Here is a 14793-nt window from a genome sequence, read left to right on the forward strand (position 1 = left end):
CCCCCGCCGGGCCGCGCCGCCATCCCCCGGGGGACCGTTTGACATGACTGCCGAAAAACTCCGCCTCGACCCTGCCGAGCGTGTGCCGCCGAAATCGGGCCTCCTGTCGGCCACCTATGCCGGGTTCTCGGGCCTCGCCGGCCGGATCGAGACCCTCGACCGGGCCATCGCCGATATCGGCGAGGCCGGCGATCGCGCGATCGACATCGCCGCGCAGCGGATGCGCAAGCGGCTGCGCGAGTTCGAGCCGAGCGTGACGATGATCGGGCAGGTGAAGGCGGGCAAGACCTCGCTCGTCAACGCGATGATCGGCTGGCCGGGCCTTCTGCCGGCCGACGTCAATCCGTGGACCTCGGTGGTCACCTCCCTGCACATGGACCCGCGCCAGACCGCGGTGGGCAATTCGGCGCGGTTCCGTTTCTTCAGCGAGGAGGAGTGGGGCCGGCTGCTGGAGCGCGGCGGCCGCGTGGGCGAGCTGGCCCGCCGCGCCGGCGCCGAGCAGGAGATCGAGAAGGTCCGACAGCAGCTCGAGGAGATGCGCGAGAAATCGCGCCGCAGGCTCGGCCGGAAGTTCGAGATGCTGCTCGGGCAGGAGCATGACTACGGCTATTTCGACGAGGAGCTCGTCCAGCGTTACGTCTGCCTCGGCGACGATCTCGACGCCAGCCCGGAGGACCGGCAGGGCCGTTTCGCCGACATCACCAAGGCCGCGGACCTGCATTTCGGTCAGCCCGAGCTGCCGATGAAGCTGTGCATCCGCGACACGCCGGGCGTGAACGACACCTTCATGATCCGCGAGCAGATCACCATCCACGCGATCCGCGAAAGCCGGATCTGCGTGGTGGTGCTGTCGGCGCATCAGGCGCTGTCGTCGGTGGACATGGCGCTGATCCGGCTGATCTCGAACATCAAGTCGCGCGAGGTCGTCATCTTCGTGAACCGCATCGACGAGCTGGCCGACCCGGGGCGGGAGGTGCCGGAGATCCGCGACAGCATCCGGGCCACGCTGCAGAGCCATGGCGGCCCGGCCGAGGCGCAGATCATCTTCGGCAGCGCCTTCTGGGCCAACCACGCGCTGAGCGGCCGCTATGACGGGCTCAAGGGCGCGAGCGGCGAGGCGCTGCTCAACTGGGCGCAGTCGGAGGTGTCCGCCGAGAACGCCGACCCGTCCGTCGACTCGATGATCTGGAGCCTGTCGGGCTTGCCCGCGCTCGGCAAGGCCATCGCCGAACGCGCCGACAGCGGCCCCGGCGCGGAGCTCGAGGCGAAGATCGCGCGCGCGGCGCGCAACCTCGCGAACGGTCTTTCCGCCTCGCGCAGCGTCGTCTCGCGCGGCGCGGAGGGCGCGTCCGTCACGCCGATCGACCCGGACCGGATCGGCGCCGAGATCGACCGGATCGAGGCCGAACGGCTGGAAGAGCTGCGCAGCCGCCTCGACGCCGCGCTCGACGACTTCCGCGGGCGCGCGGCCGGCACGCACCGCACCTTCCTCGACCGTGCGGTCGCCTCGCTCATCCAGCACCTGGAGAAGCACGGCGAAAAGAAGGTCTGGATCTACGAGCCGAGCGGGCTGCGCCTGCTTCTGCGCTCCGGCTATCGGGTCTACGCGCGCGCGGCCTCGAAGATCGGCGAGGACGTGTTCTACCGCACCACATCGGAGATCTGCGATCTCTACCTGCGCGCCTTCTCCATCCCCGAGAAGAGTTTCGCGCTCGAGGCGCCGCCGGTGCCCGCCGCCCCCGCGCCGGTGCTTCTGGGTCAGACCATCGCGCTCGACCTCAAGGGCAACTGGTGGACCCGCTGGTGGCGGCGGCGGCGCAGCTACGCGTCCTTCGCGCGCGAGTTCACCGATCTCATCCACGCCGAGACGCTGCCCGTCGTGCAGGCGCTCGAGACCGATCACGCGGCCGCCTACGCGCGGGGGATCGAGGCGGCGCTCGCGGAATTCCTGTCGGGCCAGCGCGCGGTCCTCATGGACCTGGCCGAGCGCGCCGATCTCGACGCGGGCGAGCTGCGCGCGCAGATCGGCGGCGGCCAGCAGCGCTGGGACACGCTGAAATCCACGCTGTCGGTGCTGGCAGCCTTCGACAACACCTGACCCGGAGGAGGGCGCGACCCATGTCCGAGACCAGCGAGATCCAGAGCCTGCCCGTGAGCGGCCGCAAGCCCCGCATCGTGCTGATGGGCGAATTCAGTTCCGGCAAGAGCACGCTGGCGAACCTGCTGATGGAGCAGGCCGTCTCGCCCGTGAAGGTGATCGCCACCCAGCTGCCCCCGGTGTGGTACAGCGAAGGCGACGGTGCGCCCTTCCGCATCACCCATGCGGGCGAGCATGTCAGGCTCGACGCCGAGGGCCTCAGCCGCGTCGGCGTGGAGGACACGCGCGCCGTGCGCGTCTTCCTGCGCGCGGGCATCCTCGGGCTTTGCGACCTCATCGACGCGCCCGGCACCTCGGACCCGAACATGGATCCCGAAGTCTGGCAGGCCGTGCTCGAGGAGGCGGATGCGGTGATCTGGTGCACGCCGGCCACCCAGGCCTGGCGCCAGTCCGAGGCCGCGGTCTGGGAGGAGGTGCCGCTCGAATTGCAGGAGAAGAGCCTGCTGCTCGTCACGCGGATGGACAAGATCCTGTCCGAGACCGACCGGACGCGCGTCTTCCGCCGGGTGGAGCGCGCGGTCGAGGGTTGTTTCCACGCCGTCTACCCGATCTCGCTTACCGAGGCGCTGGAGGCCGAGGGCGATCCCGAGCTCTGGGAGGAAAGCGGCGCGGCGGCCTTCACCGATGCGCTGGTGGAGCTTCTGGAGGATCTCGTCGAGCAGGTCGCCCGGCGTCCGAAGGGCGCGCCGCGCCTTCCCTCGGCGGCCCCGGCCGAGACCGGGTCGGCGGGCGCGGAGGCCGCGGCACCCGAAAAGATCGCCGATCGCCTGCGCGCCCGCCAGAGCGGGCAGCCGCCGCAGGAGAGCGCCGGGGCGCCCGACACCGACGCCGCGGGCCCCGACGAGGACGAGGCGCAGCCCGAACGCCCCGGAGAGCCGGCACCGGCCGACGCCGCAGTGCTGCCGCGCCGCGTGGCGCCGCCATCGGGCGGCGGCCGCCGCCGCGCACGCCCGGGGCCGGGCGAGAAGGCGCCGTCGCTCTTCTGACGGGGGCGCGGCCCGGGCGGCGCGCACGCGGGGCTTGTATCCGCGGGCGCGCTGACGCAGAACGGCGGGCATCCACAGACCCGGACAGGCCCGCCGATGACCGCCGATGATCTCGCCCAGCTGCGCGCCGATCTGCCCGAATGCGAACTCGCGGTGTTCGCCGACGTTTTCTCGGGGACCGTGCTCGCCGCCGACGCCGCGCTGAAACACCCGCAGGAGAACCTCGACGCGCTGTGCGCCGAGGCGGCCCGGCTCCTTTCCGGCGCGGGCGCGTTCGAGGGGGCGGAGCCCGACACCGCCGTGGTGCTGACCCCGGTGACCTGCCGCGCCTTTTTCCGCGATCCCGCCGAGCCGGGCGAGGCGCTGTGCTGCCTCTGCGCGCCGGGCGTCCCGCCCGAGCGGCTTCTCGAGGCGGGGCGCGCCGCGTTCGCGGGGGCGGGATGAGCGGGTCCGGACCCATGGGCCGGGGGGCGCGCCCTTGAACGGGCTCGACGATCTGCGCGCCGTGCTGCGGCGGGTGGCCTCCGAAGGGGTGGCGCCCGCGCGGGAACATGCGCTTTCGGCCCCCGAGGACGCGCTCGCCGTCATCGTCCGGCAGATCGACGCCACCGTCCTCGGCCGCGTGATCGCCTTCGATTTCGAGGGGCGTGGCCGGCTTCTCTGCGAGGCGTCGGGGCGGCGTCTCTTGCGGCTCGTTCCGCCCTTGCCGGACGGTCTGGGCCCTGAGGCCGAGGCGCTCGCCGGGACGCCGCTTTCCGGCGCGGAGGAGGATCACCTCGAAGCCCTCGCCGCGCTGCTGAGCGGTCTTGCGGGCGGCGCGTCGCGGCTGCGGGTTTCCTCCGCGCCGCGCGGCGACGGCACCGAGACGGGCGAGACCGGGATCTCGGCCGCGCGCCTTGCCGAGGCGCTGGGCGTCGGCACGGCGCTCGCGCCGAAACGGGCCGGCGGGGATGCGCTGGCGGCGCTCGTGGAGGGGCTCGAGGCGCATCTGCGGGCCGCCTTCCGCGCGAGCGGCGCGCAGATCACGGTGCTCAAGGGCGACGGGGCGCTGATCGAGACGCTGACCGGCTGGAGCGAGACGGCGCTCGAAGGGCTGGTGGGCGGCGAAACACCGCCCGCCGCGGAGCTTCGGGAGGAGGGGCTTCTGCTTTTCGGCCTGCCCGCGCCGGCCGGCGGGCATCTCGCCGTGGCGGGGCAGGGCGGCGACATGCTGATCGCCCTGCTGGACGACGCGGGCCTCGCGCCGGCCATGCGGCTCTGGCAGAGCGTGCGCGCCACCTGACCGCGGGGGCCGGAAGCGGGGGGCGCGGATTTTTCCGCCTCTGCCGCGCCGGGGACTTTTGTCGCGCCGGCGCAGCGTGTAGCATTCGCGACGATCGCAGATGGAGCGGGCGTCCGACATGAACAAGTCTTTCCTTCTCGGCGCGACGGTCGCGGTCGGCGCCGTCATGCTGATCCCCGGCGTCGCCCCGGCGGTCGGCCGCGCGAGCAAGCCGCTGGCGCGGGCCGCGCTGCGCACCGGAACCGTCGCCTATGACGAGTTCCGCAAGGCGGGGGCGGAGGCGTTCGAGCACTTCGAGGACATCGCCGCGGAGATCCGCGAGGAAATGGAGGCCGAGCGCCACGCCGCCGCGCAGGAGGCGGCCGGCACGGCCGCCCCGGGCGCTGCCGATGACGCCGACTGAGGGCACGGCCCGACCGCCCCGCCTCTGCCTCGTGCACCGCTCCGGCCGCCGCCTGCGCCTGCGCTTCCAGTCGCCGGTGCCCCAGGGGGCGGCGCTTGCGGCCTTCGCCGACGGGCTGGCCGACCTGACGGGGGTGGCGCGCGCGCTGGTGCGCCCGCGGACCGGCAGCGTCATCATCGAGACGCTGGCCCCGGCCGGGGAGGTGCTGGAGGCCCTGGCGGGATCGGACCTCGTCCGGATCGTCGATGCGCCGAGGCCGGTGGCGGTGGGGCAGGTCATGCAGCTCGGCCTTGCGCGGACCGACATGGAACTCGCGCGCCGGACGGAGGGCGCGCTCGATCTGCGCAGCACGCTGGCGGTCGCGCTTCTGGGCGCGGCGATCGTTCAGCTGGCGCGCGGGCGGGTGGCGGGCCCGGCCACGACGCTCGCCATGACGGCCTTCTCGCTTCTCGAACGCGGCAAGCGCGGCTAGCCGCGCGCCAGCGACGCGGCGGCGTCCGTGTCCTCCCACGGTGCGCCGAGGCGCTCGCGCCCCATGTGCCCGTGCGCCGCGAGGCGCTGGTAGAAGCTGCCGTCATGGCGGCCCGGCAGCTCCCAGAGGCCGAAGCGCTCCTGGATCGCGCCCACGCGGAAGTCGATGGCGCGGGCGAGCCTGCGCGCGATCTCGGCGTCGGGCAAGGCGCCGGAGCCGTGGCTGTCCACCTCCAGGTCATGGGGGGCGGAGTCGCCCGGCATGTAGGAGAGCTGCACCTCGCATTCCCGCGCCAGCCCCGCCGCGGTGACGGCGCGGGCGGCGTGGCGCGCGGCGTAGGCGGCGATGCGGTCCACGCGCGACGGGTCCTTGCCGCTCAGCGCCGAGCCGCCGTGGCGGATGAAGGCGCCGTAGGTGTCGTCGCCGGTCTTGCGCCCGGTCAGGCCGGAGTGGGCCGAGGGACCGCCCCGGCCAGGGTGCACGGTGAGCGAGAAGCGCATGTCCCGCATGCGGCCCACCCCGAGCCCGTCGAGGGCGGGGCCCACGATCTCGGCCTCGAGCGCCTCGCGCACGGTGGCGTGGGACATCGCCTCGGCCAGCGCGACGTTGAGCGCGATGGCGGTCACCTCCGCCGCCCGGCGATCGGCATGGCGCACCGCCACCTGCGCCTGCGCGTCGGGGCTCAGCCAGGGCAGGCGCCCGTCCTTGCGCGCGGCATCGAGCGCGGCGGTGATCCGGTGGGCGGCCTCGATGGGGGCGGGCATCGCCGCGGGCGCCCCCGCCACCGCGTAGCCGAAGGCGGTGACCATGTGGCGCGAGACGGCCTCGGTCACGCGGTCGGGCGAGAGCGTATCGTCCTCGCGCATCTCGAGGACCACGGTCGGGGCATCGCCGTCCTCGGCATCATCGCCATAGCCCGCCTCCGCGACCACCTTGCGCGCGATGGCGGCCGGATCCACCGGCGCGCCCGCGCCCGACCGGACGGACAGGAACACCACGCCGGAGGCCACGGCGCATTCCGCCGCGACGCCCGCGCGCAGCCCGTGGCAGAGCCAGGCGTCCACCACCGCGTCGCTGATCCGGTCGCAAAGCTTGTCCGGATGCCCGGCCGTCACCGAATCCGAGGTCATCACGAAGTCCCGCATGGGCGTCCCTCCACCGTGTCGAGGTCGATGCGCACGCCGCGCCGGGCAAGGACCGCCGCGGCCGGCGCCACCGCGCCGGTGAGCGCGATCGCGCTGTCCGAAAGCCCGATGGGCGCGACACCGAGAAGCCGCCGGAGCGGCGGCACGAAGAAGGGCAGCACCGCGAGCCCCGAGGAGACGAGCACCGCCCCGTCGAGCGCGCGGTTCTCCAGAAGCTTGTCGGGCCGAAGCTCTCGGACGTCCGAGCGCTGGCACATCATGGTGTAGAGAAGCTGCCCGAGCGACAGCGACAGGAAGGTCATCCCCCGCGTTTTCGGCCCCGGCCCGTAGCGGGCGAGCCCCACGAAATGCGACACCAGCGCGGACGCGGCGATGGTCCCGCCATCGAGGCCCATGCGGCGGAAATCGCGCTCGGGGATGATCGGCTCTCCCGGCGCGCGGGGCGGGCGGCGCATCACGTCCGGGTCCGGGTCCGCGAGCGCGAGGCCGAGGCCCGGCAGCACGTCGCTGACGAGGTTGATCCAGAGAAGCTCCATCGGCGTCTCGAGCTCGTTCGGGCCGTGGGCGGCCTCCACCAGCCCGACGGCGATCTCGGACATGTTGGTGGTGATCAGGAACTCCAGCGCGCGGCGAATGTTGCGGTAGACCGAACGGCCCTGCGCGATGGCGTCCTCCAGCGTGCGCAGCTCGTCGTCGCGGATGACGACGTTCGCGACCTCGCGGGCGAGGTCGGTGCCGGTGGCGCCCATGGCGATGCCGATGTCGGCGGCCTTGAGCGCCGGCCCGTCGTTCACCCCGTCGCCCGTCATCGCGACCACCTGGCCCGAGCTTTGCAACGCCTTGACGATGGCGAGCTTGTGCTGCGCGCTCACCCGCGAGAAGACATGGGTCCGGCGTGCGATGCCGGCCAGCACCTCGGGCGAGAGATCGCCCAGCCGCGGCGCGTCCACGATGCGGAGCGCCTCGCCCGCGGCCAGGTCGAGTTCGCGGGCGATGGCCTCGGCGGTGGCGACCTGGTCGCCGGTGATCATGATGGTGCGCAGGCCCGCGCCGTGCATCGCCGCGATGAAGTCCTTCGCACCCTCGCGGACCGGGTCCGACATGCCCAGAAGGCCGAGCCAGGTCAGGCCCGCGGGGCTCTCCGGATCGTCGGGAACCGGCCCGCGCGCGAAGCCCAGTACCCGCGCGGGCCGCGCCGCGATCTCGTCGTTGAGTTGCCGGACCCGCGCGCGCGTCTCCTCGTCGAGGGCGCAGTGCTCGCCATCCTCGAGGTAGCTGTCGCACATGGCCAGCACCGCGTCGGGCGATCCCTTCACCAGGAAACAGCCCGTCCCGTCGCCGTGGGTCGTGGCCATCCATGGCCGGCTCAGCGTGCGCTCGACCACGCCGTCGCGCGGGGACGCGGCGCGCAGCGCCGCCGCGTCGACGCCGTGGGCGGCGGCGAAATCGAGGAGCGCGCGCTCGGTTCCCGAGGAGCCCCGGGCCCCATCGGCGCCGGGCTCTGCGTCGTTGTTGAGCGCGGCCACCTCGGCCAGCGTGGCGAGCGCGGGATCCGCAAGTTCTTCGGTCCGCCGAAGGCCCGCCGCCCCCTCGCAGACCGTGAGACGGTTGCGTGTCAGCGTGCCCGTCTTGTCGAGGCAGATGACCTGAAGCGCGCCCAGCGTCTCCACCGCGTCCATCTGGCGCACGAGGATGCCCTTCCTCTCCATCCGCCGCAGCCCCAGCGACATCGTGGTGGTGGCCACGACCGGCAGCCCCTCGGGCACGGCCGCCACGGCGAGCGCGAGCGCGTCCTTCAGGATCGCCGACAGCGCCATGCCGCGCGCCCAGCCTATGCCGAAGAACGCCCCGCAGGCGAGCAGCGAAAGCTTCGCGAGCGTGCCGCTCAGCCGTTCGAGCTCTTCCTCGACGGGGGCGCGGGGCCGTTGCGCGCCGCTGCTCAGGAGCGAGATCCGCGCCGCCGCGGTGTGCGCGCCGGTTTCCACGACGACCGCGCGGCCCGACCCCTCGGCCACCAGCGTGCCGCCATGCAGCAGGGTGGCGCGCGCGCCCACCGGCGCATCGGCCTCGACCCGCGCGGCGGGATCCTTCGAGACGGGAAGCGTTTCCCCGGTCAGCGCGGATTCGTCCACCCGCAGGTTCTCGGCCGCGAGAAGGCGCATGTCGGCGGCCAGTTGCGTGCCCGCGCGCACCTCCACGATGTCGCCGGGAACGAGATGCGCGGCGCCGATGCGCAGCCGCCGGCCGCCGCGGATCGCGCTCACCTCCTCCTGTGAGGTGTCCATGAGCTTGTGGATCGCGGCCTCGGCCTGTCCTTCCGTGACGAAGCCGAAGACGGCGTTGACGCCCACGACCGACAGCGTGGCCACCGCGTCCGCGACCCCGCCCGTGGCGATGGAAAACACCGACGAGACGGTGAGCATGGCGACCGGCAGGCTGTTGAACTGTTGCGCGAAGAGGGTCAACTGCGATTGCCGCTCGTCCTGCGGCAGCACGTTCGGGCCGTGGCGGGCGCGGCGCCGTTCGGCCTGCGTGTCGCCGAGGCCCCGGTCCGGGTCCGTGCCGAGACTTGCCAGCACGTCCTCGGCGGGCTCGGCGTGCCAGTTCCGCGCCGCCCGTTCCGGCCGCGGCGCGCCGCGAGAGGGGGCCGGCGCGTCCGGCGAGAGGGCGCGGCCGAGCGCCTCCCGCGCAAGCGACAGGACCGCCGCGTCGCTCGTCAGCGCGGGCGCGCGCAGGATGACGCTGCCGGTCGCGGCCCGCGCGCGCACCTCCTCGACGCGCGGGTCGGCGGCGAGCGCCGCGCCAAGGCGGGCCATGCTGCGCGCGTGGTCGGGCAGGGGGGGCACGCGCAGGCGGATCCGGCCGCCGCGCGTGCGGTGGGCAAGCGTGATCCCCTCGGAGGCGGCGGTCTGCACGGCGCAGGATCCCATGGGCCGTTGATGCCCGGTGATGTGACCCGCGGCCTTGACGCCGGTCAAGGCGCCCGCCGCGTTCAGCTGTTCGACGCGGCGCGCGCCAGTTGCAGAAGCGGGTCGGTGTCCGAGAGATAGTCCTGCCCCGAAAGCCGTGTCAGCCCGTCGAGGTCGCGGATCTCGAACAGGTAGGGGGAGTGCATGGCGATGAAGCCGTCCTCTGCCAGGCTATGGAAGGCGCGGCTCAGCGTCTCGGGGCGAGTGCCGAGGAAAAGCGCGAGGTCGTGCCGGCGGAGCGGCACGTTCACCTCGATCCGCCCGTGGTCGAGCGAGAGCGCGCCGGTCTGCGCGGCCCAGCGGCGGCAGAGCATCAGCAGGAAGGAGGCCGCCCGGGCCGAAACCTTGCGGTTGGCGAGCACGCCCACCCATTCGAGCGCCGCGTCCACCTCGTTCAGGATGTTGAGGATCACCAGCTTCTCGAGTTCCGGCGACCGTCCCAGCAGATCCTCGAACGGCCCGCGGCGGAACAGGCAGACCTCGGCGTCGGTGGCGGCCTCGATCGCGTAGCCGAGGGGCCCGTCGAACATCCGGCCGAACATGTCGGAGGCCACGAGGATGCCGATGATCTGCTGCTGTCCGTCGGAAAGCAGCTTCTCCAGCCTCAGCACGCCCCGGGTGACGCAGCCCACGTGATCCTGCGGCACATGGGCGGGAAAGACCGTCTCGTCGCGGGCGTAGCGGATGGGCTTGGCCATGGCGGCCAGCTCCGTCCGCACGGTTGCGGGAAGCGCGCGGAACAAGGGCATGGCGCTCAGGCCGCAACCGTCCCTGGGCCCGTCCTGCCTGGCAGGCTTCGTTTCGATCATAAGGTCCCCCATGCCACCGCGCGGTGGTCACTGCACGCCAGACGACAAAGGTAGCACGGCTACCGTCCGGGACGCAGCACTTTCCGATTATCGCACAATGCGGATCGGTTGACGGCAGTCAATGACGTTACGGAAGGTTCATGCTCGGATCGAGGCCCGATCATTCGCGGGAGGGGGAATGGTTGCGTTTCGGATCTGGGCGTTGGTGTCGGATTGCGTGCGCGCGCGCATCCTTCGCGGCCTCGAGCGTGGCGGCGGTGATGCCGACCCGCCGACGGAACTCGTGGAGCGGCCGCAGGCGCGCGGCATGCGCGCCGCGCTGTCCGGCGCCGCGCCGGGCACCGCAGCCGGGCCCGAGGAAGACGTCGCGCAATTCGCGCGCACGCTTCTGCGGTTTCTCGACACCCATCGCGTGGCCGGGGATTTCACCCGGCTGGCCGTTTTCGCCGAACCACGGATGCTGTCGGCGCTGCGCGCCGCCGCACCGCCCGCGCTCTGGTCCACCGTCATTCTGGAAGAGCCGCGCAACCTCGTGATCCTGCCAGAAACGACGCTGCGCGCGACGGTTCTGCAATCTTTCGAGAGTCATCGCATCAGCGGAGAGAGACCATGACCGATATCGCCACACTGCCGTCCAAGCGGGTTTGTGGGACATGCGAGCTGCGCAAGGGCGGGGACTGCCGGTTCGCCGCGTTGAGCGGCGTGCGCGTGCGCCATCTCGCCAAGGGCGAGACCCTCGTCCACGAAGGGGAGATGCCGGAACGTCTCTTCCTGCTGCGGCGCGGCTATCTGCGCATGTTGCGCTTCGGGTGCGACGGCGACCGGGTGGTGATGGCGCTCCTCGCGGCGGGAGACGTGGTGCCGGCCTTTCCCGGGCGCGCGCTGGGCTTTTCGGTCGAGGCGGCGAGCGACACCGAGGTCTGCGAGATCTCGGGCGCCGCCTTCCGCGCGGCCTTCGGGCGGGACACCGCGCTGCGGCACCGGATCCTCGACAACGCCGCCGCGCATCTGCGACGCCTGCAGGACGCGATCTGGCTGCGCGGCCGGCTGACGAGCCGGGAACGGGTCATCGCGTTTCTCGTTCAGGCGACCGAGTGCATGCCGGTGGACCGTCTGCCCGACGGCAGTCTGCGCGTGACGATGCGGGTGTCGCGCGGCGACTGGGCGGACATGTCCGACACCACCGTCGAAACGGTGAGTCGCGTGGTCAGGGGGCTCGCCGACGAGGGGCTGGTCGAGACGCTTGCCCGCCACCGCTACCGGATCCCCGACATCGCGGGCCTCAGGCGGCTCGCGCGGCTCGACCCGGCCGGCGCGGAGGGCGCCCCGGGCCCCGCGCCGTGGCAGGTGATCGGCCCGCGCGGCGACCGGAGCGTTGTGCGCCATCAATGATTCGGCGCCGGGCCGGGCGTATCCTGCCCTCAAGCGGTCCCGGAAGGGAGGAGTCCGGCGACCGCGGGGCGCGGGGCATCCGCGCCGAACTCGGGAGGAAAACCATGCACGACACTGCCGATACCCCGGTCGCGGAGACCGGATGCGAGGATGTGCCCGCGTCGAACTCGCGGCGCGGCTTCCTGAAACTCGCCGCCCTGACGGGGGCCGCCGTTTCGGTCGGCCGCCGGGCCTGGGGCCAGATGGAGGTGCCCTACTACGCCCACGACCTGCCGGACGAAAAGCTGATCGACATGTATCGCACGATCCTGCGCATCCGCTGGCATGAGCGCACGCAGGCCGACCAGATGCTGACGAACCCAGATTATCGCGGCTACAATCACTTCTACGCGGGCCAGGAGGCCGTGGCGACCGGCGTCTGCGCCAACCTGCGCAATTCGGGCCCGCGCGACCAGCTCGACCTCGTCTACTCGTCGCACCGGCCCTCGGGGCACGCCATCGCCAAGGGCGTCGACATTCCGAAGATGGTCGCCGAGATGGACTTTCGCGCCACCGGCATGAACGGCGGCTACGGCGCCGAGATGCACATCGCCGACCCCGATGTGGGCTTCGCCGGCGCCGACGGCATGATCGGTCCCGCGCCGGTGATCGCCAGCGGCTCGGCCTTCGCGTTCCGCGCGCGGGGATCCGACCAGGTCGCGGTGGTCTTCGCCGGCGACGGCAATTACGCCGCGCCGCATTTCCACTCCACCCTCAACAACGCGAAGCTTCTGGACCTGCCGCTCATCTACGTGTGCGAGAACAACCTCTATCACCAGTACGCGCATTACTCGCTGTCGTGCCCGCACGAGGACATCGCCTCGGCCGCGGCCGCCTACGGCATCCCGTCGCGCACGGTGGACGGGCAGGACGTGATGCAGGTCTACAACGCGGCGAAAGAGGCCGTGGAGCGCGCGCGCGCCGGCGGTGGGCCAAGCTTCATCGAGGCCAAGACCTACCGCTACTACAACCACTGGGGCGCGCCCGGCGCCAAGGAGGGAGAACTCGGCGCCTTCGGATACGACCCGCTGGCGATCACCTCCTTCCGGCCCGAGCGCGAGCTGCGCGAATGGATGCAGCGCGATCCGGTGGATATCTGCCGCCGGGTGCTGGTGGACTGGGGCGTGACCGACGAGGCCGGCGCGGCCGATATCGAGAAGGAGGTCAAGGCCGAGATCGAGGCCGCCTTCGAATGGGGGCTCTCGCAGCCGCTTTGCAACCCCGAGGACGGGCTCAAGCACGTGTTTGCCGAAGGCACCGTGCCCGCCCGTCAATTCGGATGATGGCCCGCTGACCGGAGGATACCAAGATGGCACAGAAAAGCTGGATGTATTCGGTCCTCGAGGCCGTGCAGCACGAGATGCGCGAAGACCCGGCGATGACCTGGATCTTCGAACTGACCCCGCCGGTGGCCTCGAACCCGGGCCAGCCGGTGATCAACCTGGAGACCGAGTTCGGGCGAAAGCGCGTGGTCAACACCGGCATCGACGAGAACTGGATGGCCTCGGCGGTGATCGGCGCGGGCCTCGCGGGGTCGAAATCGGCCACCTACATCCCCTACCAGGGCGCGTGCATGCCCTTCGAGGTGATCCAGAACGTGGCCAGCAAGCTGCGCCACAAGACGGGCGGACGGGCCTCGGTGCCGGTGGTCTGGATCATCGAGATGACCGGACAGACGCCGGGCTTCGGACAGCAGCACTCCTGCTACGAGGAGGACAGCTACTACATGCACATCCCCGGCGTGCGCACGGTGATCCCGTCCACGCCCCATGACGCCAAGGGGCTGATGCACGCCGCGCTGCGCTCGCCCGACCCGGTCGTCTACCTCTACCCGGCGGGGCTGCGGACGCTCACCGAGGAGGTGCCGGACGAGGCGTTCGAGGTGCCGCTCGACAAGGCCGCCGTGCGGATGGAGGGAAGCGACCTGACCATCGTGAGTTCGGGCGCGGGGATGCGCACCGCGCTCAAGGCCGCCGAGACGCTGACCGGCGAGGGCGCGAGCGTGGAGGTGATCGACCTGCGCGCGCTCAACCAGATGGACACCGAGACCATCGTGACCTCGGTCGCCAAGACCAGGCGGCTGCTTACGGTGGACCAGTCCTACTACACGCTCTGCCCGGGCGCGGAGGTGATCGCGCGCGCGGTGGAGAACGTGGACGGGGTGAAGGTCAAGCGCGTGGCCTTCCCAGACGCGCCGCCGCCCGCCTCGCCGGAGATGTTCCTGTGGATGCGGCCGGGCCCCGAAAACGTGGTGGAGGCGGCCCGTGCCCTTCTCTGAGGCGCGCGCCGACCTGCCCGCCGCCCCGGTGTGCGACCTGTGCCGGGGCGGCCACCTGGAAGAGACAAGGGTGCAGACCGCGCTTTGGGAGGGCGAGCGCCTCGTGGTGGTCGAGGACGTGCCCGCGCTCGTCTGCACCGGCTGCAACGAGCGTTTCTACGACGACGAGACGGCGATGCGGCTCGACAGGCTGCGCGGCTCGGGATTTCCCGAGGCGCGCGCGGCGCGGCATCTTTCCGTGCCGGTCTTCCGCCTCGCGCCGGATGAGGGGGGCGGGGGATGACAGGTTCCGGACCCCGCGCCGCGGCGCTGGCTGTCGCGCTGGCGGGCGCGGCGGCCTTCGCCCAAGGGGGCGACACGTTCGGCTTCATGCCGCCCGGCGGCCGGACGATCCTCGCCGAGCGGCTGGGCGGGGACGATCCGGCCCTGCTGGCGAGGACCGCGGGGCGCGAGGCCGACGCGGACGCCTGGACGGCGTGGGCGCGGTCGCGGGCCCCGGACATCGAGGATGTCGCCGCCCGGACCTTCGCCGCCTATGCCGAGCTGAATTTTCCCGTCGGGACCGACGTGCTGGAGCGTCTGGCGGACAGCGGCGATCCCGCGCTCCTGCCGCCCGACGGGAAGGACCTCGCCGTCGCGCAGTGCCAGTTCTGCCATTCCATGTTCACCGGCTACCTGACGCATGACCGCGACGTGGAAGGGTGGAAGAGCACCTTCAAGGCGCCCTTCCACCTCGAGATACCGATGACGGAGACGGAGCGCGCCACCTTCGCGACCTACTCGGCGCTCAACATGCCGATGAAGGTCGGCGACGTGCCGCCCGAACTCCGTTTCTGAGCCCAGACCCGAGGGAGATGCGC

Annotated in this window: 15 protein-coding genes; 12 read left to right on the top strand and 3 right to left on the bottom strand. The window is 72.2% G+C overall.

Annotation, left to right across the window (positions count from 1 at the left end; translation table 11 throughout):
• The first annotated feature begins 43 nt into the window (after positions 1-43).
• From AB6A66_RS14930 to AB6A66_RS14955, 6 genes are all read left to right on the top strand, one after another.
• A complete protein-coding gene (locus AB6A66_RS14930; RefSeq protein ID WP_371056509.1) occupies positions 44-2098 on the top strand; it encodes a dynamin family protein in 2055 nt (684 codons plus the stop codon).
• Between the two features lie 20 nt (positions 2099-2118).
• Positions 2119-3144: a hypothetical protein gene (locus AB6A66_RS14935; protein ID WP_371056510.1), complete on the top strand. Its 1026-nt coding sequence runs from the start codon at positions 2119-2121 to the stop codon at positions 3142-3144.
• Positions 3145-3240: 96 nt separating this feature from the next.
• Positions 3241-3588 (top strand): hypothetical protein, encoded by a 348-nt coding sequence (locus AB6A66_RS14940; RefSeq protein ID WP_371056511.1) that lies wholly within the window; start codon positions 3241-3243, stop codon positions 3586-3588.
• Between the two features lie 34 nt (positions 3589-3622).
• Complete coding sequence (locus AB6A66_RS14945; RefSeq protein WP_371056512.1) at positions 3623-4426, top strand: hypothetical protein; 804 nt, start codon at positions 3623-3625, stop codon at positions 4424-4426.
• A gap of 118 nt (positions 4427-4544) precedes the next feature.
• Complete coding sequence (locus AB6A66_RS14950) at positions 4545-4829, top strand: DUF5132 domain-containing protein (protein WP_371036378.1); 285 nt, start codon at positions 4545-4547, stop codon at positions 4827-4829.
• The gene (locus tag AB6A66_RS14955; protein WP_371056513.1) at positions 4816-5301 is read left to right on the top strand and encodes a hypothetical protein; all 486 of its coding nucleotides are present in this window, start codon (positions 4816-4818) and stop codon (positions 5299-5301) included. Before AB6A66_RS14950 ends, AB6A66_RS14955 begins: the two co-directional genes overlap by 14 nt.
• On the opposite strand, the gene AB6A66_RS14960 is transcribed toward AB6A66_RS14955, so the two are convergent.
• The 3 genes from AB6A66_RS14960 to AB6A66_RS14970 form a co-directional block, all read right to left on the bottom strand.
• Positions 5298-6446 (bottom strand): methionine adenosyltransferase domain-containing protein, encoded by a 1149-nt coding sequence (locus AB6A66_RS14960; protein WP_371036376.1) that lies wholly within the window; start codon positions 6444-6446, stop codon positions 5298-5300. The two genes, AB6A66_RS14955 and AB6A66_RS14960, sit on opposite strands and share 4 nt — an antisense overlap.
• Positions 6431-9361, bottom strand: a complete 2931-nt coding sequence (locus tag AB6A66_RS14965) for a cation-translocating P-type ATPase (protein ID WP_371056514.1) — start codon at positions 9359-9361, stop codon at positions 6431-6433. Before AB6A66_RS14965 ends, AB6A66_RS14960 begins: the two co-directional genes overlap by 16 nt.
• A gap of 77 nt (positions 9362-9438) precedes the next feature.
• Positions 9439-10113: a Crp/Fnr family transcriptional regulator gene (locus AB6A66_RS14970; protein ID WP_371056515.1), complete on the bottom strand. Its 675-nt coding sequence runs from the start codon at positions 10111-10113 to the stop codon at positions 9439-9441.
• A gap of 289 nt (positions 10114-10402) precedes the next feature.
• On the opposite strand from AB6A66_RS14970, the gene AB6A66_RS14975 reads away from it, so the two are divergent.
• The 6 genes from AB6A66_RS14975 to AB6A66_RS15000 all read left to right on the top strand — a co-directional run bounded on the left by AB6A66_RS14975 (position 10403) and on the right by AB6A66_RS15000 (position 14770).
• Positions 10403-10837, top strand: coding sequence for a host attachment protein (locus tag AB6A66_RS14975; protein ID WP_371056516.1), 435 nt, complete (start codon positions 10403-10405; stop codon positions 10835-10837).
• Positions 10834-11616: a Crp/Fnr family transcriptional regulator gene (locus AB6A66_RS14980; protein WP_371056517.1), complete on the top strand. Its 783-nt coding sequence runs from the start codon at positions 10834-10836 to the stop codon at positions 11614-11616. Before AB6A66_RS14975 ends, AB6A66_RS14980 begins: the two co-directional genes overlap by 4 nt.
• 104 nt (positions 11617-11720) lie before the next feature.
• Complete coding sequence (locus AB6A66_RS14985) at positions 11721-12938, top strand: thiamine pyrophosphate-dependent dehydrogenase E1 component subunit alpha (protein WP_371056518.1); 1218 nt, start codon at positions 11721-11723, stop codon at positions 12936-12938.
• Between the two features lie 26 nt (positions 12939-12964).
• Complete coding sequence (locus AB6A66_RS14990) at positions 12965-13933, top strand: alpha-ketoacid dehydrogenase subunit beta (RefSeq protein ID WP_371056519.1); 969 nt, start codon at positions 12965-12967, stop codon at positions 13931-13933.
• A complete protein-coding gene (locus AB6A66_RS14995) occupies positions 13920-14216 on the top strand; it encodes a type II toxin-antitoxin system MqsA family antitoxin (RefSeq protein WP_371056520.1) in 297 nt (98 codons plus the stop codon). The genes AB6A66_RS14990 and AB6A66_RS14995 overlap by 14 nt, the downstream gene beginning before the upstream one ends.
• Positions 14213-14770: a hypothetical protein gene (locus AB6A66_RS15000; protein WP_371056521.1), complete on the top strand. Its 558-nt coding sequence runs from the start codon at positions 14213-14215 to the stop codon at positions 14768-14770. The genes AB6A66_RS14995 and AB6A66_RS15000 overlap by 4 nt, the downstream gene beginning before the upstream one ends.
• Positions 14771-14793 lie beyond the last annotated feature (23 nt).

The organism is Rhodosalinus sp. K401, assembly GCF_041365735.1.
GTDB lineage: Bacteria > Pseudomonadota > Alphaproteobacteria > Rhodobacterales > Rhodobacteraceae > Rhodosalinus.

Bases quoted from the DNA above. Each gene is read 5' to 3' on its own strand.
- AB6A66_RS14990 (WP_371056519.1), top strand. From the start codon at position 12,965: ATGGCACAGAAAAGCTGGATGTATTCGGTCCTCGAGGCCGTGCAGCAC.
- AB6A66_RS14950 (WP_371036378.1), top strand. From the start codon at position 4,545: ATGAACAAGTCTTTCCTTCTCGGCGCGACGGTCGCGGTCGGCGCCGTC.
- AB6A66_RS14985 (WP_371056518.1), top strand. From the start codon at position 11,721: ATGCACGACACTGCCGATACCCCGGTCGCGGAGACCGGATGCGAGGAT.
- AB6A66_RS14960 (WP_371036376.1), bottom strand. From the start codon at position 6,446: ATGCGGGACTTCGTGATGACCTCGGATTCGGTGACGGCCGGGCATCCG.
- AB6A66_RS14940 (WP_371056511.1), top strand. From the start codon at position 3,241: ATGACCGCCGATGATCTCGCCCAGCTGCGCGCCGATCTGCCCGAATGC.
- AB6A66_RS14930 (WP_371056509.1), top strand. From the start codon at position 44: ATGACTGCCGAAAAACTCCGCCTCGACCCTGCCGAGCGTGTGCCGCCG.
- AB6A66_RS14935 (WP_371056510.1), top strand. From the start codon at position 2,119: ATGTCCGAGACCAGCGAGATCCAGAGCCTGCCCGTGAGCGGCCGCAAG.
- AB6A66_RS14970 (WP_371056515.1), bottom strand. From the start codon at position 10,113: ATGGCCAAGCCCATCCGCTACGCCCGCGACGAGACGGTCTTTCCCGCC.
- AB6A66_RS14975 (WP_371056516.1), top strand. From the start codon at position 10,403: ATGGTTGCGTTTCGGATCTGGGCGTTGGTGTCGGATTGCGTGCGCGCG.
- AB6A66_RS14955 (WP_371056513.1), top strand. From the start codon at position 4,816: ATGACGCCGACTGAGGGCACGGCCCGACCGCCCCGCCTCTGCCTCGTG.
- AB6A66_RS14980 (WP_371056517.1), top strand. From the start codon at position 10,834: ATGACCGATATCGCCACACTGCCGTCCAAGCGGGTTTGTGGGACATGC.
- AB6A66_RS15000 (WP_371056521.1), top strand. From the start codon at position 14,213: ATGACAGGTTCCGGACCCCGCGCCGCGGCGCTGGCTGTCGCGCTGGCG.